The organism is Marivita sp., from assembly GCF_017643905.1.
In the GTDB taxonomy this organism is placed as follows: Bacteria; Pseudomonadota; Alphaproteobacteria; order Rhodobacterales; family Rhodobacteraceae; genus Marivita.
Window position 1 is genome coordinate 1 of sequence record NZ_JAEPMO010000022.1, and the last position, 18,433, is coordinate 18,433.

Annotated in this window: 19 protein-coding genes and 3 pseudogenes; 16 read left to right on the top strand and 6 right to left on the bottom strand. The window is 64.4% G+C overall.

The genetic code is table 11. The features are described from left to right. The coding region (locus tag JJ869_RS05170) for a dihydrodipicolinate synthase family protein (protein WP_292265041.1) at positions 1-670 on the bottom strand (670 nt) is incomplete at its 3' end. A 69-nt stretch (positions 671-739) separates the two neighbouring features. Next, complete coding sequence (locus tag JJ869_RS05175) at positions 740-1,513, bottom strand: 5-oxoprolinase subunit PxpA (RefSeq protein WP_292265042.1); 774 nt, start codon at positions 1,511-1,513, stop codon at positions 740-742. 186 nt (positions 1,514-1,699) lie between these two features. Between JJ869_RS05175 and JJ869_RS05180 the strand changes: the two genes are divergently transcribed. From JJ869_RS05180 to JJ869_RS05235, 12 genes and pseudogenes are all read left to right on the top strand, one after another. Continuing rightward, entirely contained in the window at positions 1,700-2,686 is a 987-nt protein-coding gene (locus tag JJ869_RS05180) for a TRAP transporter substrate-binding protein (RefSeq protein ID WP_292265044.1), read from the top strand. A gap of 70 nt (positions 2,687-2,756) precedes the next feature. Then, positions 2,757-3,290, top strand: a complete 534-nt coding sequence (locus JJ869_RS05185) for a TRAP transporter small permease (RefSeq protein WP_292265045.1) — start codon at positions 2,757-2,759, stop codon at positions 3,288-3,290. A 10-nt stretch (positions 3,291-3,300) separates the two neighbouring features. Continuing rightward, on the top strand, positions 3,301-4,596 hold the full coding sequence (locus JJ869_RS05190) for a TRAP transporter large permease subunit (RefSeq protein WP_292265047.1): 1,296 nt from the start codon (positions 3,301-3,303) through the stop codon (positions 4,594-4,596). Between the two features lie 46 nt (positions 4,597-4,642). After that, complete coding sequence (gene pxpB, locus JJ869_RS05195; RefSeq protein WP_292265048.1) at positions 4,643-5,368, top strand: 5-oxoprolinase subunit PxpB; 726 nt, start codon at positions 4,643-4,645, stop codon at positions 5,366-5,368. After that, on the top strand, positions 5,365-6,426 hold the full coding sequence (locus JJ869_RS05200; protein WP_292265050.1) for a biotin-dependent carboxyltransferase family protein: 1,062 nt from the start codon (positions 5,365-5,367) through the stop codon (positions 6,424-6,426). The genes pxpB and JJ869_RS05200 overlap by 4 nt, the downstream gene beginning before the upstream one ends. Continuing rightward, positions 6,423-7,073 carry a GntR family transcriptional regulator gene (locus JJ869_RS05205; protein WP_292265051.1) on the top strand — a complete coding sequence of 217 codons (651 nt, stop codon included), beginning with the start codon at positions 6,423-6,425 and terminating at the stop codon, positions 7,071-7,073. Before JJ869_RS05200 ends, JJ869_RS05205 begins: the two co-directional genes overlap by 4 nt. Next, the gene (locus JJ869_RS05210) at positions 7,070-8,059 is read left to right on the top strand and encodes an NAD(P)-dependent oxidoreductase (RefSeq protein ID WP_292265053.1); all 990 of its coding nucleotides are present in this window, start codon (positions 7,070-7,072) and stop codon (positions 8,057-8,059) included. The genes JJ869_RS05205 and JJ869_RS05210 overlap by 4 nt, the downstream gene beginning before the upstream one ends. Continuing rightward, entirely contained in the window at positions 8,056-9,360 is a 1,305-nt protein-coding gene (locus JJ869_RS05215; RefSeq protein ID WP_292265054.1) for a hydantoinase/carbamoylase family amidase, read from the top strand. The genes JJ869_RS05210 and JJ869_RS05215 overlap by 4 nt, the downstream gene beginning before the upstream one ends. After that, positions 9,357-9,989 carry a GntR family transcriptional regulator gene (locus tag JJ869_RS05220; protein WP_292265056.1) on the top strand — a complete coding sequence of 211 codons (633 nt, stop codon included), beginning with the start codon at positions 9,357-9,359 and terminating at the stop codon, positions 9,987-9,989. The genes JJ869_RS05215 and JJ869_RS05220 overlap by 4 nt, the downstream gene beginning before the upstream one ends. Positions 9,990-9,998: 9 nt before the next feature. Next, positions 9,999-11,189, top strand: a complete 1,191-nt coding sequence (locus JJ869_RS05225) for a Xaa-Pro peptidase family protein (protein WP_292265057.1) — start codon at positions 9,999-10,001, stop codon at positions 11,187-11,189. A gap of 103 nt (positions 11,190-11,292) precedes the next feature. After that, complete coding sequence (locus tag JJ869_RS05230; protein WP_292265059.1) at positions 11,293-12,558, top strand: aminotransferase class V-fold PLP-dependent enzyme; 1,266 nt, start codon at positions 11,293-11,295, stop codon at positions 12,556-12,558. A gap of 146 nt (positions 12,559-12,704) precedes the next feature. Continuing rightward, positions 12,705-12,848: pseudogene (locus tag JJ869_RS05235) on the top strand (ATP-binding protein); the annotation flags it as partial. 343 nt (positions 12,849-13,191) lie between these two features. Here the strand turns inward: JJ869_RS05235 and JJ869_RS05240 are convergent. Both JJ869_RS05240 and JJ869_RS05245 read right to left on the bottom strand, forming a co-directional pair. Next, positions 13,192-13,374 (bottom strand): hypothetical protein, encoded by a 183-nt coding sequence (locus JJ869_RS05240; protein ID WP_292265061.1) that lies wholly within the window; start codon positions 13,372-13,374, stop codon positions 13,192-13,194. Positions 13,375-13,415: 41 nt separating this feature from the next. Continuing rightward, positions 13,416-14,385 (bottom strand): annotated as a pseudogene (locus tag JJ869_RS05245) (IS5 family transposase). An 88-nt stretch (positions 14,386-14,473) separates the two neighbouring features. On the opposite strand from JJ869_RS05245, the gene JJ869_RS05250 reads away from it, so the two are divergent. After that, positions 14,474-14,734 (top strand): hypothetical protein, encoded by a 261-nt coding sequence (locus tag JJ869_RS05250; protein ID WP_292265062.1) that lies wholly within the window; start codon positions 14,474-14,476, stop codon positions 14,732-14,734. A 46-nt stretch (positions 14,735-14,780) separates the two neighbouring features. On the opposite strand, the pseudogene JJ869_RS05255 reads toward JJ869_RS05250, so the two are convergent. Then, a pseudogene (locus JJ869_RS05255) lies at positions 14,781-14,933 on the bottom strand (IS6 family transposase); the annotation flags it as partial. 96 nt (positions 14,934-15,029) lie between these two features. After that, positions 15,030-15,635: a TetR/AcrR family transcriptional regulator gene (locus JJ869_RS05260; RefSeq protein WP_292265063.1), complete on the bottom strand. Its 606-nt coding sequence runs from the start codon at positions 15,633-15,635 to the stop codon at positions 15,030-15,032. 90 nt (positions 15,636-15,725) lie between these two features. On the opposite strand from JJ869_RS05260, the gene JJ869_RS05265 reads away from it, so the two are divergent. The 3 genes from JJ869_RS05265 (at position 15,726) to JJ869_RS05275 (ending at position 18,122) form a co-directional block, all read left to right on the top strand. After that, on the top strand, positions 15,726-16,604 hold the full coding sequence (locus JJ869_RS05265; protein ID WP_292265064.1) for an SDR family oxidoreductase: 879 nt from the start codon (positions 15,726-15,728) through the stop codon (positions 16,602-16,604). A gap of 319 nt (positions 16,605-16,923) precedes the next feature. Then, positions 16,924-17,502 (top strand): hypothetical protein, encoded by a 579-nt coding sequence (locus JJ869_RS05270; RefSeq protein WP_292265066.1) that lies wholly within the window; start codon positions 16,924-16,926, stop codon positions 17,500-17,502. 128 nt (positions 17,503-17,630) lie between these two features. After that, the gene (locus JJ869_RS05275) at positions 17,631-18,122 is read left to right on the top strand and encodes a DUF1993 family protein (RefSeq protein WP_292265067.1); all 492 of its coding nucleotides are present in this window, start codon (positions 17,631-17,633) and stop codon (positions 18,120-18,122) included. Positions 18,123-18,433 lie beyond the last annotated feature (311 nt).

The following is an 18,433-nucleotide window of genomic DNA, read 5'->3' on the forward strand; positions in this document are numbered from 1 at the left end:
CGGGATAGGCGAAGCCGGTCATCGCCCCATCCGCGCCGCGCTGCAATTCCTGCGGCAGGTAGAGCCCACCATTGCCCACAAGGATCGACAGCCGCGCATTCGCCGGATCCTGTTCCATGTCGCGCAGTGCCGTGATCTTGGTCAGGCCCGGCCAATCCTCATGCTTGAGCATGACGATCTGTGGCCGGTCATTGCTGAGCCTGCGGATCAACTTGGCCGAGACCGGCAAGCCCGTGGCCAGCGGGAAATCCTGAAACACAAGCGGCGTTTCCGGGCCGATCGCATCGCAGACGCTATGGAAATAGGCTTCGATCCGGTCCTCGCGCGCAGGGCCCGCGACAGGCGACACCATCACCCCCGCCCCACCCCGGTCCATCGCGTAGCGGCCAAGGTCCGCCAGATTGGCCAGACCGGGATCGGAGACGCCCACCACGACGGGCAGATCGCCCACCCGCGCCATCACCGTGTCGATCACCGCCCGGCGCTCCTCGGGCGTCAGCTTGTTGGCCTCGCCCATCATGCCCAGGATGGTCAGCCCGGTCACCCCGTGGCCCATGTAGAAATCGACAAGGCGGCGCAGACTGTCGTGATCGACCGCGCCTGTGTCGTCAAACGGGGTTGCGGCGATCAGATAGACGCCCTGTGTTGCGCGATCGATCAGTCGGGTCATGGATCTTTTATCCTTGGGTAGGGGGTGGGATCGCCCATAGTGCGGGTCGGTAAAGCGGGCCTGCGCCTGTCAGGCGGCGGTGGCAAAAGGCGCGATGGTGACGCCGTTTTCCTCCAGAGCATCGCGCAAGGTGCGGCAAATCTGGACCGCGCCGGGGGTATCGCCATGCACGCAAAGCGTTGCGGGCGTGACCGGCAGGCGTTTGCCACCCGTTGTCGCGATCATGCCGTTCATCACCATCTCAAGCACCTGATCCAGGCTCTGCCCTGGGTCGTGGATGACCGCACCTGGCTGGCTGCGGGGGGTCAACTGGCCCTCGTCGGTATAGCTGCGGTCGGCGTAGATCTCGCAGGCGATCGGCAGCCCGGCCTTTTCCGCGGCCATGTAGGTTTCCGAATAGGGCAGCGTGACAAAGGCAAGCCCCGGATCGACCGCCCGGATCGCACGCACACACAATGCGGCCAGATCGGGGTCTTCGGCGGCCATGTTGCCAAGCGCGCCATGGGTCTTCACATGCGTCATCGCATGCCCTTCAAGCGCGCACATCCCCTGCATCGCGACGATCTGGTAAATCAGCTGGGTTTCCAGGTCTTCGGGCCGCTCGCCCTGAATGCGCCGCCGCCCGAAGCCGTAGAGATCCGCAAAAGAGGGATGCGCCCCAACCGACACGCCGCGCGCCTTGGCCATCTGGATCGTGCGGCGCATCACCACCGGGTCGCCGGCATGAAAGCCACAGGCGATATTCGCCGTCGTCACCAGCGACAACATCGCCGCGTCATCCCCGATCGTGAAAGCGCCGAAGCTTTCGCCCATGTCACAGTTGAGATCGAGTGTCCGGGTCATGTCTGCATCGGCTCCGCGTTTCTTTTCGACGAAAAAACAGGCAACTCAGAAGAAAATGGCGGCGTTGGCGGGGCAAGGCCCTGTGACGTATTGACTCGAAGCGCCGCGTGTTTCAGCCTCTGGGTACAACTGGTATACCGAGTTTGCAACAAAAAGAAACCAAACATCAACCCAGGGAGTGATGTGATGTACCACGGAAAAATGCTATCGATTGCGGTCGCTTGCGCGATGGGCTTGGGGTCTGCGGCCTCGGCCCAGGTCAGTTGGGACATGTCCATCGTCTGGCCGGAAACCAACTTCCACACCCAGAATGCCATCGCCTTCGCCGAAGCCGTCAGCGACGTGACGGATGGCGCGGTGGAGATCACCGTTCATCCGGGCGGCGCGCTGGGCATCCGCGGGCCCGAAGGTATGGCCGCGGTCCGCGACGGCATCGTGCCGATCGCCGATGTTCTGCTCAACCAGCAGGTCGGCGAAGCGCCCGTGCTGGGGATCGAGACGCTGCCGTTCATGGCGCCCACCATTCCGCAGCTTGCACTTTTGCACAAATTCTACCGTCCGGTCCTTGACGATGTGGCCGCCAGCATGAACCAGAAGGTTCTCTATGTCGTGCCATGGCCGGGCCAGGCCGTGTATTCCCCCAACCAGATCAACACCATCGCAGACCTGAGCGGCTTGCCGATCCGGGTGGTCGATGCCAACGGGACCGACTTTTTCGGTGCGCTTGGCGCGGTTCCCGTGCAGATGCCCTGGGGTGAGGTTGTCCCCTCGCTGGCGGCAGGCACGATCCGCGGTGTGACCACCTCGTCCTCTTCGGGCGTGGATGGCTCGTTCTGGGAGTTCATGGATCACATGAGCACCTTCAACTGGCAGTCCTCTTCCAACGCCGTCACGGTGAACCTCGATGCGTGGAACGCACTGTCGCCCGAGCATCAGGAGGCCATCGAGCGGCTTGCCAATCAGATGGAAGGCCAGTTCTGGCTGAACAGCGTGGCCGAGGATGCCAAGAAAATCGCCACTCTCCAAGAGAACGGCATGACGATCAGCACGCCCTCGCCGGAGTTGCGCGCAGCCCTTCTTGAACGTGCACTGCCGCTCTGGGACGCGTTCCGTGAGCGCGTGCCGGAGTCGGTGGCGGTGATCGACGCCTATCAGGCTGCACTGGGGAACTGAGCTTTCCTGCACGGTGGCGGCCCGCGACCTCGGGCCGCCGCATCCTGCCTTTGGGGATCCGGACTTTGCCATGGCTCTGAAACCGCATCATGCCGCGCAACGCCTGATACAGGCCATCGATCGGCTGACCGATCTGGGCGGCATCATCGCCGGCCTGAGCCTTCTGGGCATTTTCCTTTTGATCGGGGCCGAGATCTTTTCGCGCAACCTGCTGTCGCATTCACTGCATTTTTCATGGGATCTGTCGGGCTACCTGATGGGCGTCTGTTTCCTGCTGGCCAGTGCGGCCGCGCTGAAATCGGGGGGGCATGTGCGCGTCACCGCCTTTCTCGAGGCGATCCCCCGGCCCGTCGGACGTATCCTTGAACATGCCGCCTGCCTGGCCGGGTTTGCCATCGCGGTCTGCCTGAGCGTGGCCATGATCGATGCGGCCTGGCTGTCGCATGTGCGCGGCACGACCGCAGCAACCGCGTTCCGCGTGCCGCTGGTCTATCCGCAGGCCGCGCTGGCCTTCGGGGCCGTCTTGCTGGCGCTGCAATGCCTTGCCCAGTTCCTGCGCTTGCTGATGGGCGAGGCGTTGGCGACCGGCAAGGGTCTGGAATAGGGGCAGGATCATGGGAAAAACGGTTGCCACCCTTCTGGGCCTTTTGACGCTGTTTCTGGGCAGCGGCTTGTGGATCGGCATGGGGCTGATCGGAACGGCATTGAGCATGCTCTACCTGTTCCGTCCCAACATCCCCTCGATCAAACTTCTGGCGCAGCAAACCTGGAACACGGTGGTCTCGCCCGAATTGCTGGCCTTGCCGCTGTTCATCCTGATGGCGGAAATCCTGTTCCGCACCCGCATTTCCGAGTCGCTCTTCTCTGGACTGTCGCCCTGGTTGCGCCGGGTCCCGGGGCGGCTGAGCCATCTGACCGTTCTGGGATGCACCCTGTTTGCCTCGGTCAGCGGGTCATCGGCGGCCACGACGGTGACAGTGGGCCGGATCACCGCGCGCGAACTGATATCGCGCGGCTATGACCGGGACCTTGTCATCGGCAGCCTGGCGGGGGCCGGAACGCTGGGCTTTCTGATCCCGCCGTCGACTATTCTGATCATCTACGGGGTGCTGGCGCAGGAATCGATCCTGCGGCTGTTTCTGGCGGGGATCGTTCCGGGCCTGATCCTGGCCGCGGCCTATATGGGGTATCTGGCGATCCGGGCCACGCTGAACCCCGCCCTTGTGGGCACCCCGCCGCCGGAAACGACCCTGTGGCAAAAGATCGTGGCCCTCAAGGATCTGGGGCCGCTGATGGTCCTGATGATAGGGGTGATCGGGTCGATGTATGGCGGCATCGCATCGCCCACCGAAGCGGCGACCGTCGGCGTCGGTTTCTCGATCCTGATCGGCTTTGCCCAGCGCACCCTGTCCTTCAAGGGCCTGTTCGAAGCTGCGCGGATGGCTGCGGAAACCTGTGCGATGATCGGCCTGATCATCATCGGCGCCGTACTTCTTTCGACGGCGATGGGCTATCTGGGCATCCCCCGCTTCATCGCCAATGAAATCGACAGCTGGGGCATGTCGCCCCTGATGCTGATCTTCGTGCTGCTGGTCTTTTACATCCTTCTGGGCATGGTCATGGAGGGGCTGGGCATCATGGTGATGACCTTGCCCATCACCCTGCCGCTTGCCGTGGCGGCGGGGTATGACAAGCTGTGGTTCGGGATTTTTGTCGTGATCGTCGTGGAGATGGCGCAGATCACGCCGCCCGTGGGCTTCAACCTGACCGTGGTGCAGCGGCTGACGGGTGAAAGCATGGGGCGGATCACCCGCGCCGCCTTTCCCTTCTTCTGCATCATGGCGGCTTTCGTCCTGGTGATGGCGCTTTACCCCGGCATCGTGACCCTCGTGCCCGACATGATGCGCTGATGGCCGCCGCAGTGCCACGCCACCGATCTTGACGAAACCCCAGCCCATGACACCCACCCTTCACCCCGCTGGCGACCGTGCCCTTGTCCTTGAACTGGGTGACCGGATCGACGCCGAGACCAACGCCCGGATCATCGACCTGGCCGACCGGCTGGACGCTGCGGCATGGCCAGGCGTGACCGAGGTTGTACCGACCTACCGATCCCTGCTTGTCGGCTATGACCCGGTGATCCTGCGCGGGGCCGAGCTTGAGGCGCGGCTGATGGCCTTGTGGGACAGCCGCGATGCCTCCCCCCAGGCTGCGGGGCGGCTTTGGAAGGTGCCTTGCCTCTACGGCGCGGGCGTTGAAGGGGATCTCGACGACCTGGCTAGGCTAAAGGGGCTGTCCACCGACGAGGTGATCGCGCTTCATTCCGGGGCTGAATATCGCGTCTACATGATCGGCTTTGCACCGGGATTTGCCTATCTGGGCGGCCTTCCCGAGCTGCTGCACACCCCCCGCCTGCGCGTGCCGCGTCAGAACATTCCCGAAGGGGCCATCGGGATCGGCGGGCAGCAGGCCAATATCAATTCCGTGGCCGGGCCGTCGGGCTGGCGCTTTGTCGGCTGGACGCCGTGGCGGATTTTCGATCCCGGCGCGCCGGACCCTTTCCTGTTGCGTGCCGGGGATCGGGTGCGCTTCGTGCCGGTCAGCGCAGACGATGCCCGCGACATCGCGGCAAGGGTGGCCGAGGGGGCCTTGCGCCCAACCCCCGAGAACGCAGCCCCATGACGATCGAGATCCATAGCGCCAGCCCCATGCTGACGGTGCAGGATGCCGGGCGCTCCGGTCTGCGCCGGTTCGGCGTGTCCACGGCCGGGCCCATCGACCCCGATGCCATGGCGCTGGCCAATGCGCTCTGCGCCAATCCGCCGATGGCCGCGGCCCTCGAATTCGCCGGGCCCGGATGCGCCTTGCGCAGCGACACGGCGATCCGGTTTGCCGTGGCGGGCGCCGACTGTGACATCCGGGTCGGTGACCGGCGGCTTGCCAGCGGCGAAAGCCATGTGCTTGCGCCCGGTGAAACCCTGCGCCTTGGCGCGCCACAGGGGGCTGTCTGGGCCTATCTGGCCCTGTCGGGCGGTCTTGATATGGCGCCAGTTCTGGGATCGCGCGCCACCCATCTGCGCAGCGGCCTTGGCGGGGTCGAGGGGCGCAGCCTCAGGCCATCTGATCGCCTGGGCCTGGGCCCGCAGGCCGATGCCCCCTGCCTACGCCTTGAACGGCCGCTCAAGGGGACCAACCTGCGGGATCTGCACAGCGGGCCGATCCGGCTGATCCTGGGTCCGCAAAGCGCCCGCTTCGCCCCCGAGACGCTGGAGCGCCTGCTGAGCGAGCCTTTCCAGATTACGCCCCAGCGCGACCGGATGGCCATGGTGCTGGGTGGTGTCGAGCTGCCCGCGACAGGCGGGCATGACATCGTGTCCGATGGCACGGTGCCCGGCTCGATCCAGGTGCCCGGATCGGGGCTGCCGCTGGTTCTGCTGGCCGAAAGCCAGACCACCGGGGGGTATCCCAAGATCGCAACCGTCGCCTCGGTCGACCTGCCCCGGCTGGCGCAGATGCCCGTGGGCGCATCGGTGCGCTTTGCCCTGATCTCGCGCGATGAGGGCGAAGCGCTCTGGATCGCACAGCAACGCCAGCGCGATCTGATCCTGGGCGGGCTGATCCCCAAGGCCCCCGCCACCCTGAGTTCGGAATTGCTTTTGTCCTGTGACCTGGTCGGTGGCATTGCCGCGCCACGGGAAATCACCGGAACGGACCTCGACCTGGCGGAGGATCCGCGATGAACCGGTCGCAAAACCTTGCCCAAACGGCCCATCAGCGCATCATCGCGATGATGTTCGAAGGCACGCTTGCTCCCGGCGATGCCTTGCGCGAGGCGACGCTCGGGGAAGACCTGGGCATGTCGCGCACCCCCGTCCGCGAGGCGATCAAGCGCATCCTGAGCGAGGGGCTGGCCGTTCATGACGGGCGCATGATCCGGGTGCGCCGCCTGCGTCTGCCCGAAATCGAGGAGGTATTCTTTCTCCGGCTTGCGCTAGAACCGACCCTGGCGCGCAGCGCCGTGCGTCTTGCGCCCCAGCGGCTGGACGAGATCGAAGAGCGCATCCGCCGCCTGATGACCGCCGGCCCCGAAGAGCGCGACGGTCATTGGCAGATCGACAATGAGTTTCACGAGCTTCTGACCGAAGCCGCCGGCAATCAGACCGCACTGAACGTGCTGCAGGGTTTGCGCCAGCGCACCTGCGTCTTCGATCACAAGATCCTGCCAGAGCGCTATCTGGAAGGCTGCGCCGAACATCTGGACATTCTCGAAGCGGTGCGCAGCGGACAGCCAGAGAGGGTCGAGGCCGAAATGACCCGCCATCTTGAAAACGCGCGCGACGCCGTGCTGGCACGGCTGCGCCGCCTGCCCGACCGGACTGCCCCATGAACCACATCGCGCCCCCGCCGGACCGCAAATGCCTGATCGTGCAACCCATCCATGCTGCGGGGCTGGATCGGCTTTTGGCCCATGGGATCACGCCCGTCCTGTGCCCCGATGCCGATATGGAGACCGTCGCCCGCCATGTGCCGGGCTGCGTGGCCGCCATCACCCGGGATGCCGGTTTCGATGCCCGCGCCTTTGATGCGGCCGACCGGTTGCGCGTTCTTGTGGTGCATGGCGCGGGGCACGACCCGGTTGACAAGGCAGCCGCCGCAAGCGCCGGGGTGCTGATCGCCAATACGCCCGGCACGAATGCCCAATCGGTTGCCGAACTGGCCGTAGGTCTTGCGCTGGCCGTGGCCCGCCGCATCCCTGCTGCCGATCGCAGCCAGCGCGCCGGACAGCTGGGCTTTCGCGAGCGCGCAGCCTTTACCGAACTTTCCGGCGGGACCGCCCTGGTGATTGGCTGGGGGGCCACGGGCCGCCGCACGGGCGCGATCCTGCATCACGGGTTCGGCATGCGCGTCCTGTCGCACAGCCCGCGACCGCCTGAGGAAAGCTGGGCCAGCCATGCCCCCGACCTGCACGGCGCGCTGGCAAGGGTCGAGCTTGTGTCCCTGCATGCCCCCCTGACCCCGGCGACGCAAAGCCTGATGGACAGGGCCGCCTTTGCCGCGATGAAACCCGGCGCGATCCTTGTGAACCTGGGGCGCGCGGACCTGATCGACGAAGCCGCGCTTCAGGCCGCGCTGGCCGCGGGCCATCTGGGGGGCGCGGGCCTTGACCTCAGCACGGCCGCGGGGCCGCGGGGCCCTTTGGCGGATTTCGACACGGTCGTCTTCACCCCGCATCTGGGGGGCACGACCACGGCCGCGCTGGCCCGCACGGCTGAGGCTGCGGCCGGGCATGTCATCACCGCCCTGGCAGGCGAAATGCCCGCGACCGCCATCAACCCCTCTGTGTGGCAAGGCCGTTCGGGATGCCGCCCATGATCGCCCGTTCCGATCCCCCCACCCGGACCCGCATCGCGGCCGAGCCTGAGACGGCCCGACTGGTCGCGGACACGATCACCCGGCTTCTGGATCGGATCAATGCGATCAGCGCCGGCGGGCCGGGATGGACGCGCCCCTCCTACAGTGCGCTGGAAAGCCAGGCCCATCGCGTGATCGAGGAAGAGGCACTGGCCCTTGGCCTGACAGTCAGCCGGGATGCGGCAGGCAATTTCCTTGCGCGGATGGATGGGCAGGATCCCAGCCGCCCGCCGCTTTTCATCGGCTCGCATCTCGATACCGTCAGCCAAGGGGGCGCCTATGACGGGCAAGCCGGTGTCGCAGCCGCCCTGGCGCTGATCGCGGCGCTGTCGGCCAGGCGGATCACGCCGCCGATGGATCTGGTCCTGATCATCACCCGGGCAGAGGAAAGCGTCTGGTTTCCCGTCTCCTACATCGGATCGCGGGCGCATCTGGGGCGTCTCTTGTCCGAGGATCTGACCGCCCTGCGCAGCGACACGGGCCGCAGCCTTTCCGATCACATGCGCGACGAAGGGGGCGATCCGGCGGCGGTCCTGGCGATGGCCCCGCCCCCGCCGGCCCAATTTCTTGAATTCCATATCGAACAGGGGCCGGTCCTTGCGGCGGCAGGCGAAGCCTATGGGCTGGTGACCGCCGTGCGCGGTGGGCTGCGCTACCGGCAGGCCCGGATCACGGGGCAATGGGCCCATTCGGGCGGGGCGCCGCGCGGGGCGCGCGCCGATGCCGTCGTTGCCTTTTGCGATCTGGTCATGGCGATGGACCGCATCTGGGCCGAACTGCTCGCGCAAGGCGATGATCTGACCGTGACCTTCGGCCGTGTCGATGCCGCCACGCCTGCGCATGCCATGGCCAAGGTGGCGGGCGATCTGGGCTTTTGCGTCGATCTGCGATCGGAGAACGTGGAGGTGCTGGACCGCGCCGATACCCTGCTTAAATCCGAGCTCGCCCGGATCGAGGCCGAACGCCCCGGCATCGCCTTTGCGCTTGGCACGCAAAGCCGCAGCGCGCCTGCGCGCATGTCCGGGGATGTTCTGGCGCGCATCGAACGGGGGGCCGCCGCGCTGGCAGACCAACCGCGCCGCATGCTGTCGGGCGGCGGGCACGATGCGGCCGCCTTTGCCAGCGCGGGCTGGGACAGTGCAATGATCTTCATCCGCAACGAAAACGGCAGCCATTGCCCCGAGGAACACATGGAAATCGCCGATCTGACCCGCGCGACCCTCGCCGTTCTGGCCGCCATTGCCGGGGGCTGGGACGCATGACCACCGGATCGCTGACCCGCACCGCCTATGACAACCTGCGCGCCGATATCATCGCAGGCGAGATCGAGGCCGGTACGATCCTGTCGGAACGCGACCTTGCGGAGACATTCGGCATTTCGCGCACCCCGCTGCGCTCGGCGCTCTCGCGGCTGGAACGCGAAGGGCTGATCGAGCGGCTTGTGAACGGTGCCTTGCTGGTGCGCGCGGTGACGGTGGAAAAGCTTTTGGAAATACTCGGGCTTCGGCAGCTTCTGGAAGCCGCCGCCGCCGCGCGGGCTGCAGGTTTTGGCCTGACACCGGCCTTGCGGGCCGCCCGCGATGCCGCGCAGGGCTTTCTCGACACACCGTCGGATTTCGAAAGCTTCTGGGCCGAGGATGAAAAGTTTCACATGGCCGTGGCAGAGGCCGCGGGGCTGGTCTTTCTGCCCGTGATCCTGGCCGAACAGCGCGCCATCGTGCAGCGCAGCACGATTATCCGGACCCATGCCCGTTTCGACCAGCAATCGCGCGAACATATCGCGGTGATCGACGCCATCGCCGCGCGGGATCCGCAGGCGGCACATGCGGCCATGTCACAACATTTCGAAGCGATGAAGGCACGCTCCATCGGCATGCTTTCGGATCCGTGAGGCAGGCAGATGATGCAGCACGATCAGGACATGACCCCGGCCAATGGCCCCGACCGCGGCTCGGCTGCGCCCTTCGCGCAGGACGAATTGGCCGGGCGTACCGCGCGGCTTCAACGGGCGCTGGCCGCGCATGGGGCCGAAGCGCTGGTCCTGACCGGCCCCGAGAACATCTATTGGGCCACTGGGCGGCAAACCGCGGGATATTTCGCCTTTCAGGCGCTCGTGCTGCCTGTTCAGGGCCGCCCTATCCTGCTGGTGCGCGAGCTGGAGCGGACGGGGGCGCGTGTCTCGACATGGCTTGAGGATATCCGCACCTGGCAGGATGGCGAGGATCCGGCGCAGGCGCTGGCTGCGATCCTGCGCGAGCTTCGGGCAGGCCACGTTGCGATCGAAACCGAGGGATGGTTCGTCAGCCCGGCTTTGTTCGACCGGATCCGCGCGGCCTTGCCCGACCTGCGCTGGACGAACGGCTCGGGTCTGGCCGAGGGGGTTCGCATCGTCAAATCCCCCGCCGAACTGGAGGCGCTGCGCCGGGCGGCGGCCTATTCGCAAGCCGGCATGCGCGCGGCGATCGACGCCTGCCGCGCCGGGGTCAGCGAGAACGAGATCGCCGCCGAAATGACCGCCGCGGCGATCCGCGCGGGATCCGATGCGATGGCGATGGAGCCGCTCATCTCTTCCGGGCCGCGGGCGGGTGTGCCGCATGCGACCTGGCGGCGGCGCGTACTGGAACCGGGCGACCCGGTTTTCCTGGAACTGGCCGCCAGCCACGACAGGTATCACGCCGCCTTGATGCGCAGCGTCTGGATCGGCCCACCCCCAGCCGAGGCGCAGCGCATGATGGATGTGGCCTTGCGCGCGCTGGATGCCGCCCTTGCTGCGATGCGTCCGGGCCGCCCATGCAGCGATGTCCATGACGCGGCCCAGGCCGTGATCGATCAGGCGGGATATGGCGACGCGTTTCGCAAGCGCATCGGCTATTCCATGGGCATCGCCTTTGCGCCCGATTGGGGCGAGGGGGCGATCCTGTCGCTCTTCACCGGGGTGGATCAGGCGCTGGAACCGGGCATGGCCTTTCACCTGCCCGCGACCTTGCGCCGGTTCGGAGCCTTCACGGTCGGCGCCTCTGAAACCGTGATCCTTACGCCCTCGGGCCCCGAGCCCCTGTCCGACCTGCCCCGCCAGATGATCTTGCGCTAGAAGATTTCGACCATGCGCCGCCCGCCCAAAGACCGGATTTTCCAAGCCTGCCGACAAGGGCTGACCCAAGACAGGCAAGACCGAAACCCACAGGAGACTTGAAATGCTCAGCCAGACCCCCGGCCTGATGGAGGCCGTTCGCGACCGGTTCGCCCATGTCGATACCTGCCCCTTCGAGGGGCCGCGCATCTTTTTCGAGAATGCGGGCGGTGCGCTCACGCTGAAATCCGTGGTGGACACTTCGGCCAAGTTCGCGGCCATTCCCGACAATCAGGGGCGCGACAACCCCGCAGCGCATGCGCTGGTCGCCCTGATCGAGCGCGCCAAGCAGGATATGGCCGTCTTCTTCAACGCACCCAAGGGGCAGTTTTTCGTCGGTGAAAGCGGGACAGAGCTGCTCTTTCGGCTGATCCGCACCGCTATTGTCGGCACGGACCCGGGCCGGGTTCTGGGCTCCACCCTTGAGCACCCCGCCACCCGCAGCGCCGCGCGCCATTGGGCCGAGGTCGCGGGCAAGCCCCATGTCCTTGTCGCCCATGACGACGCCACCGGCTGCGTCGGCCCCGAGGCTTACCTGCCCGAGATCACCCCCGACACGCGCGTGGCCACCATTCTGCACACCTCGCCCGTCACGGGCATGGGCGTCGATGTGGCCGCCATCGCCGCCGAGATAAGGGCCGTCGCACCCGAGTGCATCATCATCGCCGACGGCATCCAGCACGCGGCCCATGGGCGGCTCGATATCGAAAGCTACGATATCGACGGCTATGTCATCTCGCCCTACAAGGTGTTCTCGCGCCATGGCTATGGGGTGGCCTGGGTCTCGGACCGGCTCAATGCGATCAAGCACGAGCATCTGATCGACGCGCCGGGCAACCCCTGGGAATTCGGCACGCGCGACACCGGCGCCTATGTCACCTTTTCCGATGTGGTCGCCTATTTCGACTGGCTGGGCGGAGAGGTCTCGGACGAAACCGACCGCCGCGCCCGTATCGTGGCCGCGGGCGAGGCGATCCACGCCCATGAGGCCCGCCTGACCGAGGCGATGATCCACGGCACCGGCAATCTGAAAGGCCTGGCCGAGATCGCGGGCATCACCATCATCGGCGGGGCGGACAACCCGCGCCGCGAGGGGCTCGTCTCGATCACGGTCGCGGACATGGAGGCGCCCGAGGTGGTCACGAAACTGCGCGAACGCGGCATCCGCACCCATACGCGCAAGGCCGACCACTACTCGGGCAATATCCTGACGCCCTTGGGCATGGCCTCGGCCGTGCGCGTCTCGATGTGCCATTACAACACCGAGGCCGAGGTCGCCCAGTTCCTGCAAGCCATCCGCGAAATCGCAGAAGGGGCACAGGCCTGTTGATTGTCACTGAGAACTGACCCGGTTTGGGGCGAAATTGTCATCGAGAACTGACCCATGTGCAACCGTGCTCCGGCTTGAACCAGCCAGGAGCGATAGGAGTGTTAGACATGGGATTTTTGATGATCATTCGGAAATGGGCGTTGCGGGACAAGATGACGACCGCCTTACTCGACCGGCTCACCCACCGCTGCCATATCCTTGAAACCGGCAACGACAGCTACCGCTTCAAGGCAAGCTCAGAGACCGCGAAAAAAAAGCGAAAGGAGACCGCACCATTGACGACCACATAACAGACAAAACATAACCGCTGGGTGGGTCAAACCTCGGTGACAAAACCGGGTCAGTTCTCAGTGACAATCAACACTTCCCGGGTGCACAGGTGAGTGGATTGCATGCCCGTACCAACCCATATTACGGCCAACAAGCCGGATCGATGGACGCGTCCATCGGACAAGAAATTGGTGCGGATTATTGTGAAGTCTTGGTGAACGGCTTGCCAGGTTCCGCAATGAGTGACTGGTGTGGGGTTTTCGTTGCTAGCTTGATCCTTCGCGAGAAAGCGGCACCGGTTGCACGGTGCCGCTAGTTGATTATTCCAGTTGTGAAACTGATTGGCTATCAGGCGTCACACGTTCATTGCGCCGAGCCGGCCAGTTCCCGCACCTTCTCTAGGAATCCCTCCCGATTGGCCGCGGCCGCGGCCTCGTCGACCTCAACCACCACAATGTCCGACAATTCAGGAAGCGCTAGGTAATCTGACACTTGGATGTCGCTACGGCTGGGGCGACGGAAGCCATTCACCAGGCGTTGTTGCATTAACCCGGCCTGAGGCGTGACGTCCCCTTACCCCACTGACGTCATGCCACGTGGACGATCTCGGCGGTGCCGAGTGCGTTGAATCGGTTCATGAGGGCGATTCGGATGTGGATTTCTGCGGTCTGGCGGTCGGGGTCACGGGCAGCGATGCGTTCGCCGAAGGACTTGAGGCAGCGCATCTTCGCTTCGATGCGGCTGCGGGCGTGGTATCCTGTCCATCGCTTCCAGAAGGCTCGGCCATAGTATCGGGTGGCTCGCAGAGTTTCGTTTCTGGCAATTGCGGCTGGGCAGTCTTCCTTCCATGACCGACCATTCTTGCGGATCGGGATGATTGGGACCGCATCGCGTGCTAGGATTGCTGTATGACAACGCTTTGTGTCGTAGGCACCATCGGCCGTCACAGTGCTGATGTTTTCGTCCACGGGGATTTGCCCTGGCAGGTCTGGCAGCACTGGGCTGTCGCCGTCTCGGCTGGGTGTAAACTCCACCGCCCGGATGTCGGAGGTGGCGGTATCCATCGCCAGATGGACCTTGCGCCCCTCTCAGCGATGCTTTGCATCGCCTGCCGGGCAATGATTGGCGACGACCCTGAACACCGTGCTTGCGGGCCTGCCATTCACCGTCACCGAGGAACTTGATCCCGGTGCTGTCCACCAACAGGTTCAGCTGCCCATCGGCACGACGATAGGGGATCTGCACCTTGAGGGTCTTCTGCCTGCGGCACAGCGTCGAGTAGTCTGGAACGGGCCAGTCCAGCCCTGCCAGACGCAGGAGGCTCGCGACCATCCCGGCTGTCTGCCTGAGCGGCAGCTTGAACAATACCTTGAGCGACAGGCAGAACTGGAACGCGGCATTCGAAAAGACCGGCGGGCGTCCTGGGCGTCCCTCATGCGGCGCGTGCCAGGTCATCTCCTTGTCCAGCCAGATCAGCAGCGACCCGCGCTTCCTGAGCGCATCGTTGTAGGTGGACCAGTTTGTCGTGCGGTAGCGGGCGGGCTTGGGCTTGCTCATGCAGCTCGTCTAACCGCATGGATTCCCGATGTGAATCCTTCACGGCGATAGTTCTGCAACAATGCCCCTCTGGTCTGGCGACCTAGTCTTGAACGAAGCCTGCTGGACCTGGACGGTGACGGTGGGTTTGCTCGTCAATATCTCCACCAGCATCCTGTTTCTCGTGCTGATCCTGCAGGACCAGCCGCTGGCCGCCGTACTGGTCGGCTATGGTCTCTCGGTGCCTTACAACATCGTGGCGACTGTTCGGGTCTGGCGGTCAGCCGCGCGCTACAGCGGTCCGTCGCTCCATGCCGATCTGGCGCGCATCGTGACCGTCACCCTTATGGCGGGTCTGACGCTGACATGATGCGCGCGCCGTGACGCAACCCAAAGTTCACCCGCTTCCACCGAAGCCGGAACGTCTTGTAGCTGACGTCAACGCTACGCTCATGGAGAAAGTCTTCGATGTTCCGAAGCGAAAGCGGGAAGCGCAGGGCGAGCATCGCTGCCAAGCGGATGATTGCAGGGCTGGTTTTGAAATACCCAAATGGGATACGTATTGTCATCCGGCGAGGCCATGCAACCGCCCTACCCGTCTCAAGCTGGTTTTCCTTGACAGTGCCGCCACAGGAAATCGGGCCTGAGGGCGCGCACAGGTCCGGTCATGGGCGGGTAAAGACTGAGAGCGCCAACGTCAGCATTTCGCGAATGCGCGCGGGGTCTTCGCCCGAGGCGCGTTGCGTGATGGCAAGGGCGATCTGCTCGCCCAGGTATTTCGCACCGGCCTCGACAGACAGCTCACCCGGCCAGTCCCCGGCATCGCGCGCCGATTGCAGGAACGTGGCATAGGCCGCCTGTGCGGCCGCTTCGATTTCATCGACCCGCGCCCGCGTGTCCGGCCCCAGCCGGTGCTTGCCCGAGCGCATCTTGTAGAACAGGCAGCCGGTTTCCATCCGGGGATCGTCGAGGGCGAAGTCGACCAGCGCATCAAGCGTCTGGCGCAGCCCCTGCCCGCCATGCAGGATCACGAACATTTCCGACAGCACCCTTTCGGCATAGCGATCCAGCGCCGCGCGCGACAAACCATCCTCACTACCGAACGCGCGGTAAAGCGAGGGCTTCGAGATGCCCGCCATCTGGCAGATCGCGTTGACCGAGACATCGGCGGGGTCGCTTTGCCAATATGCGGTCATCGCGACATCTAGCACCTGCTCGGCGTTCATGGTCCGCGGGCGGCCGCGCGCTGGTCCTTTATCGGCATCGCTCATTTATGTACTATCCGGTATTTTATATCTTGACGGGGAGCTTTCGATATTTGTACCAATCGGTACAACAGCGCGCAAGCAGGAGTATGACCCATGTCGACACCCCAAAGAACCATCGTCATCACAGGCGCGAGTAGCGGCTTTGGCGCGGCAGCAGTGCGGGCCTTCGCGGACGGCGGCGACCGCGTCTGGGGCACGATGCGTGACACGGCGGGGCGCAACGCGGCCAAGAAGGCCGAGCTTGAGGGCTATTCGCCGCGCATCACCATTGCCGAGATGGACGTCACAAGCGACGCTTCGGTGGCTGACGGCTTCGCCGCCATTCTGGCCGATGGCCCCATCGACATCCTGATCAACAACGCGGGCATCATGTATATCGGCATGACCGAGGCCTATTCTGTCGCGCAGGCCGCGGAACAGATGGACACCAACTATTTCGGGGCCATCCGCGCCATGCAGGCGGTGCTCCCGTCCATGCGCGCAGCGGGGTCTGGCTTGATCATCAACACCAGCTCTATCGCTGGGCGGGTGTCGGTGCCCTTTTTTGGCACCTATTGCGCCACCAAGCATGCGCTGGAAGCCTATAGCCAAAGCCTGCGCTACGAGGTCGCCCCCTTTGGCGTCGACATCGCACTGGTCGAACCGGGTCCATTCCCGTCGAACCTGCTGGCCGCCGGCAAGCCGCCCGCCCGGGCGGATGTGCTGGCGTCCTATGGCGACCTTGGACAGGTGCCTGACGCGATGAAGGCGGGCTTTGCCCAGATGCTGGCCAGCGATGAAGCCCCCGACCCGCAACTGGTGGTGGACACCTACCTGTCGCTGGCAAATACCGCCCCCGGCAAACGCCCCATGCGCTCGGTTGTCGGCATCGCCTGGGGCGTGGACGAGGTGAACGCATTCACACAGCCGCGCCAGGACGCGCTGCTAAAGGAATTGCAACTCGACACCGTTCTGGGCGGCGGCGACGCCTGAGTACAACGATATGCCTCCCCTGCAAAAGGAACAAATGCAATGGAAAAGGCCCATACTGCTACGGCAGTCACCGCCTTGCTTGCTACCAACGCCCTTGCCGATGACACCACGTCGATCAAGCCGATTGTCGGCAAGTTTCTGGGCGCCGTCCTGCAAGCGGACATCGACACGATGCGGGAATTGGCCACTGAGGATTACATCCAGCACAACCCGTTCATTTCGACCGGGCTTGAGCCGTTCATCGAGATGCAGCCGGTACTGCAAGAGGCAGGCAGCACCGCCGAAAATCCGCATGTTCGGGGACGGAAACTATGTCTTCATGCACAACATTTGGCGCAATGCCGCGCCGTTCGGGGCCGACACGATGGTGTCCTTCGACATCATCCGGGTGGACGAGAATGGAGAGGTCGCAGAGCATTGGGATGCGTTGCAGCCCCTCGTGACGGAAACCGCCAGCGGCAGAACCCAGACTGACGGCCCGACCGAGGTGACCGATCTGGACCAGACCGAGGCAAACAAGGCCCTAGCCGTGGCGCTGATCGAAAACGTGCTGATGGGCCGGAATCCCGCCAGGATCACCGACGACATCAGTGCCGAGAGCTACGCTCAGCACAACCCCATGATCAAGGACGGGCTGAGCGGGATTGTTGAGGCGGTCGAGGCGCTGACCACACAGAACAACATGTTCCAGTATACCCAGATCCATGCGGTGCTGGGCAAGGGCAACTTTGTCCTGACCGTCAGCGAAGGCCAATGGAACGGCACGACGCACGCCTTCTACGACCTGTTCCGCATGGAAGACGGCATGATCGTCGAGCACTGGGACGTGATCCAGCCCGTCCCGACCGAGGGTCTCGCCAACACCAACGGCATGCTCGGCGGCTTTGATACGAACTGAGGGCGGCAAGGTCCGCGTGCACGCCCGACCGGAGAACAAGGCCGCCCGTTATCTCTGAGCTTGCGGGCGGGGATGAAAATTCCCGCCTTTCTCGAACGAGACCCTATCCCCCGTCCGGAGAAGACAAGATGGAAAGTCCTATTCCCGATCTCATCCATGGGCTGCGTTGCCTGTCATCCAACCTGACCAAGGCAGAGGCCCATTGCGAAAGCCACAAGATTTCCCCCGAGGCACTTCTCAAGGCACGGCTGTATCCGGATATGTTTCATCTGACCCGAAACGTCACTACAGCCTGCGACGCGGCAAAGTTCACCGCCGCACGCTTGTCCCAGACCGAACCGCCAAGATATGAAGACAATGAAGCGTCATTCGCAGAGCTTCAGGCCCGCATCGCGAAGACGATCGCGTTTCTGGAGACCATACCCGATACAGCCTTTGCTGCTGCCGAAACACGCGAGCTGACCGTGCCGCTTGCGCCAGAGGGCACGGCACCAAACGGCCAGACCTATCTCGTTCGGTTCGGCATGCCGAATTTCTATTTTCATCTGGCAACGGCCTACAACATCTTGCGCCACAACGGCGTGGTACTGGGAAAGCGGGACTTTCTATGGGTACGCTAGGAGCCCGTTGAGGATCGGGAGCCACGTCTCGGCCTTAGCGTGATCCAAGCTTGCCCAATTGAGGGCAACGTTGAATGGCAAACAGAAAAAGAAAAGGAATGCCAGACTTCGCCGTGGCTCCGGGCTCGTTCCTGCAGCTTGGCGATGTCCTTCAGGCGCTTGGTAGACCTCGTGCGCCGCGCAGCGTCCTCACCCACCAATGCGGCTGATCAAATGGCCGCGATGGGATGACCCGAATTGGGCGGTGCTGCAGACGAAAGGCCGATCTTGGCCCGGCCCTCCACCTTATCAATGAAAGCCGATGATGCAGC